This window comes from Protofrankia sp. CiT1, assembly GCF_917627335.1.
GTDB lineage: Bacteria > Actinomycetota > Actinomycetes > Frankiales > Frankiaceae > Protofrankia.
The window spans coordinates 11,862-16,096 of record NZ_CAKJTP010000015.1 but is presented as its reverse complement, the minus strand read 5'-3'; the positions used below and the strand labels follow the sequence as shown (position 1 = coordinate 16,096).

5 protein-coding genes are annotated in these 4,235 nt (G+C 64.8%); 3 read left to right on the top strand and 2 right to left on the bottom strand.

The genetic code is table 11. From position 1 onward, the window contains the following. The coding region (locus tag MJ785_RS04590) for a lamin tail domain-containing protein (protein ID WP_239380076.1) at nt 1-468 on the top strand (468 nt) is incomplete at its 5' end. 257 nt (nt 469-725) lie between these two features. On the opposite strand, the gene MJ785_RS04585 is transcribed toward MJ785_RS04590, so the two are convergent. Continuing rightward, nucleotides 726-1,124, bottom strand: a complete 399-nt coding sequence (locus MJ785_RS04585; protein WP_239380075.1) for a VOC family protein — start codon at nt 1,122-1,124, stop codon at nt 726-728. Between the two features lie 347 nt (nt 1,125-1,471). Beyond that, nucleotides 1,472-2,251, bottom strand: coding sequence for a DUF2127 domain-containing protein (locus tag MJ785_RS04580; protein WP_239308315.1), 780 nt, complete (start codon nt 2,249-2,251; stop codon nt 1,472-1,474). 152 nt (nt 2,252-2,403) lie between these two features. Here MJ785_RS04580 and MJ785_RS04575 point away from each other — a divergent pair, with 152 nt between their 5' ends. Continuing rightward, nucleotides 2,404-3,342 carry an ATP-binding cassette domain-containing protein gene (locus MJ785_RS04575; RefSeq protein WP_239308314.1) on the top strand — a complete coding sequence of 313 codons (939 nt, stop codon included), beginning with the start codon at nt 2,404-2,406 and terminating at the stop codon, nt 3,340-3,342. Then, nucleotides 3,339-4,181 carry an ABC transporter permease subunit gene (locus MJ785_RS04570; RefSeq protein ID WP_239380074.1) on the top strand — a complete coding sequence of 281 codons (843 nt, stop codon included), beginning with the start codon at nt 3,339-3,341 and terminating at the stop codon, nt 4,179-4,181. The genes MJ785_RS04575 and MJ785_RS04570 overlap by 4 nt, the downstream gene beginning before the upstream one ends. Nucleotides 4,182-4,235: the final 54 nt, after the last annotated feature.

Sequence of the window (4,235 nt, the reverse complement as noted above, 5' to 3'; positions counted from 1 at the left end):
CTTATTCATTTTCCCGCCGTCCGACAATGGGTTGCGATCTTCCTTGCTTTCCAATCCCAGACATGGCATACCGACGACACCACCGGCCACGCCCTCCCACGGATCACCCCTCCCGTGCCTGGGCGGCCCACGCCCGGCGCATCCGATCATCTGCTCCGCATTGTCGCCGCGCTGGTCAACCCTGTCGGGCCGGCGCCTGAAGCTGAAACGGTCACCATTGTCAACACCGGGACACAGCCAGTGGACCTTACCGGCTGGTCGATCGCGGACCGGGACGCCCACCGTTTCCAGATCATCGACGGCGTGCTCCCGGCCGGGGAAACCCGGCGGATACCGCTCGCGCCGCCGGCAGCGCTCGGTAACCGTGGTGGCATCATCACTCTGCTCGACCGCGGCGGCCTGAAAGTCGACGGTGTCTCCTACACCGCTGCGGACGTCACCGAGGAAGGGCGCACCATCGTTTTCTAAGAGCGACCGGCAATAGGGGCGTGGATCAAGGAGCGGGGCTGGGGTGCGTGCATCGCGAGGCGGAGGAGGGAGTCACCCTGGTGTTGGGTGGCGACCGACGACAACGCGGTGAGGTGCGTGCCCCAGCCCCGCGACGCCGCGTCCCCTATTGCCGGTCGCTCTAAGTCTGCTGAGACATCTGCCCCATGCCCATGCCAGCTCTGATAGGAGCGGGGCCCCGCGTCGAGCGGGGCCCCTGGTATATGCACGGGGAACTGTTACGACGCGGACCGCACGACACCGACCAAGTGCCCCTCGGGGTCGTTGAAGAGTCCTATTTCGACCCCTTCCATCACTTTTTCTGGCCCCATCATCCGTGACCCGCCAAGGTTTTCGGCTTTCACGAGCGCGGCTTCTACGTCGGGTACCTCGACGTAAAACGTGACATGACCGGCGTACCCCTCCGGAGCCGCCGCGACACCGCCGCCGATTCCGACGCCATCGGTGTTGACATTGCCGACGCGCTGTACGACCCCGTAGTTCATCGGGTTATCGGATTCGATCTTCCATCCGAACAGGCCAGAGTAGTAGTTCTTCAGTTTTTCGGAGTCATTGCCAATAATTTCAAAATGAACGACCGGCTGTCCCATTTTCTTGCTCCTCTCCGCGCCGAGCACGCAGACTCGGCATGGGCAAAATTTTCTCCTCCAGAATACCCCGGGTACGCCCGGATGCCCGCCGGGCGCCGGTGCGGAGAGGAGTTATGATCATGGAGGTCAAGCATGATCTAACGGCTTGGGGTCGACAGGCGGCGCTGTACACCGAAGTCGACTGAGCAGATATCACAATATGTTAACCGGCCGGTTAGTCATACCGTTTCCGCGTCTTAAGGAGGCCAACAGATCGGGGATGTCCGCTGCGCTGTCCGCTGGATGAGCCGGGGCTCCCCGCTGTTTACGCCGTATACCCGTGTGAGCGGTATAGCGCGGGGATAGCGGGGATAGCGGGGATAGCGGGGGACGGCCTACGCCTTACCGGACAGTTCATGGTCGGGTAGCTCCGCGGACTGCTCGACTTCCAGCAGGGATGTGCTCTGCCGTTCCGCCTCGAACGCCCGGCGTCCACCGCGCACCCCGAACAGGCGCTTGGTGGCGACGAGGTACACAACGGCGGCCACGTTGATGACCAGGGCGGCGACTCGCAGGACGGTGACCCGTTCGGTCAGCTCGTAGACCTCCAGCGGAAGGAAGACCGAGGTGGCGACGGCGGCGAAGTACTCTCCCCAGCGTCGCAGCAGCCAGAGCCCGACACCTTCGACGATCTGTATGGCCGCATAACCGAACAGCAGGGTGGCGACCAGCAGCAGAGTGCTCGGTTTGGTGTGGATGAGGTGCCGCAGGTGTGTGATCGTCGGGCTGTTGTCCAGGTCCAGGTGCAGGACCGAGGCGAGTGGTTTCGCGGCCGGGATCGCCTTGTCGAACAGCTCCTGGATGTCGGCCTCGGACTGGCGAAACCGCAGCACAGCGTAGCCGACCAGAGCCAGTAGCACCGCGCGGACGATGCGCTCCACCGCGAGCAGCCGCAGTACCGTCGCGTCCCGTAGCGCCCGGCCGCGCAGCAGCACCGGTGCATCGCGTGCTGGCCCGGCCGCGACCGGATCAGCGACGACGAAGTCCCCGCAGCGCAGACAGCGCCAGGCTGGCCCAGCGGGGGTCTGTGCTACCAGCCGGTCGGCCAGAGCCGGCTCGTCCGGACGGTAGGTGACATGCCCTTTACGGGCACAGGTCCGCAGATTCCACTCCACGATCGCTGATCGTAGATGTCGGGGGCATGCCCGGCGATGGGTCTCGCCAGCCGGACCCATCGCCGGATTTCAGGCTGCCGCCGGTCGGCGGCAGCGACGACGACCGTAATGTCGGTGGCGTCGGCGACACCGGAAACTGTGGAGGGCGCACTGTGATTAAGGTCGAGGGGCTGACGAAGCGCTATGGGGAAAAGACGGCGGTCGACGGCTTGAGCTTCGCCGTGGAGCCTGGCGTGGTGACGGGTTTTCTGGGGCCGAACGGTTCCGGTAAATCGACGACCATGCGGATGATTATCGGTCTGGATGAGCCCACCAGCGGCAGGGTCATGGTCAATGGCCGCTGCTACCGTGATTTTTCCGCTCCGCTGTGTGAGGTTGGGGCTTTGCTGGAGGCCCGGTCGGTTCATACCGGTCGTTCGGCCACCAACCATCTGCTGGCGCTGGCGCACACGCACGGGATCCCCCGGCGCCGGGTCGACGAGGTGATCGATCTGGTCGGTTTGCGCGAAGTCGCGCGCAAGCGGGTGGGTGGTTTTTCCCTCGGGATGGGACAGCGGCTGGGGATCGCGTCCGCGCTGCTGGGCGATCCCTCAATCATGATTTTGGATGAGCCGGTGAATGGTCTGGATCCAGAGGGCATCCGTTGGATCCGTAACCTGCTCAAGGGGCTTGCGGCGGAGGGCAAGACGGTCTTCGTCTCCTCGCACCTGATGAGCGAGATGGCGCTGACCGCCGAGCACCTCATCGTGATCGGCCGTGGGCGCCTGATCGCGGACACATCCGTCGCGGACTTCATCCACGGTGCGTCGACCAACACCGTGAAGGTCCGGTCGCCGCAGGCATCCCAACTACGTGAGCTGCTTGTGAGCGTGGATGCGACGGTAACCGCCAGCGCGCCCGACATCCTGGAGGTCACCGGCCTCACCAGCGAGCAGATCGGCCGGACGGCGGCGGAGAACGACATCGTGCTGTATGAGCTGACGCCCCAACAGGCGTCGCTGGAGGAGGCGTTCATGGATCTCACCCGGGACAGCGTCGAGTACCAGGCCGATGCTCTCACCGCACAAGCCACGACGGGAGCATCGTCATGACCGCTGTTACCGAGATCGACAGGGACGGCGGCAGCCCGCGGGCGCGGAACGAACCGGCGGTGGGGGTGACCCAACTGCGGGTCATGCGTTCGGAGTGGACGAAGTTGTACTCGCTACGCTCGACCCGCTACTCGCTGCTGGCCGCGCTTGTGATCATAATCGGGCTCGGTATTCTTATCTCCTGGGGGAGCGCCAGTCATTGGAATGAGGATGATCCGCGTGACCGCCTTCTCTTTGACCCCACCCTGACAAGCCTCAGCGGGATCTTCCTCGCGCAGCTCCCGGTCGGAGTCCTTGGCGTCCTGATCGTCAGTGGTGAGTACTCCACTGGCATGATCCGCGCGACGATGGCCGCGGTCCCCAGGCGGTTGCCCGTGTTGTGGGCGAAGACGGCGGTCTTTGCCCTGGTCACGTTTGTGCTGATGACCGTCGCGTCGTTCGTGGCGTTCGCTGCTGGCCAGGCGATGCTGGCGTCCGAACACATCTCCACGACGCTGTCGCGGCCGGGCGTCCTCACCGCGGTGATCGGCGGCGGTCTGTACCTGACGGTCGTCGGTGCGCTGGGTATCGCCCTCGGCGCGCTGCTCCGGAGCACCGCCGGTGGGATTGCGACCCTGTTCGCGCTGTTGCTGGTACTTCCGATCATCGTTTTGTTCCTGCCCGCGAGTTGGCGGGAGCACATCGAAAAGTACCTGCCGAGCAATGCCGGACAGGCGATTTTTCGAGTCCTGCACGAGCCCTCCGCGCTGTCGTCGTGGACCGGGTTCGCGCTGTTCTGCGGGTATGCGCTGGCCGCGCTTGCCGGCGCCGCCGTCCTGCTGCGCCGCCGGGATGCCTGAGCAGGGTCCGTCGGTTTGGTCCAGCCGGGTATCGCGTCGTTTTCGGATTGCGGT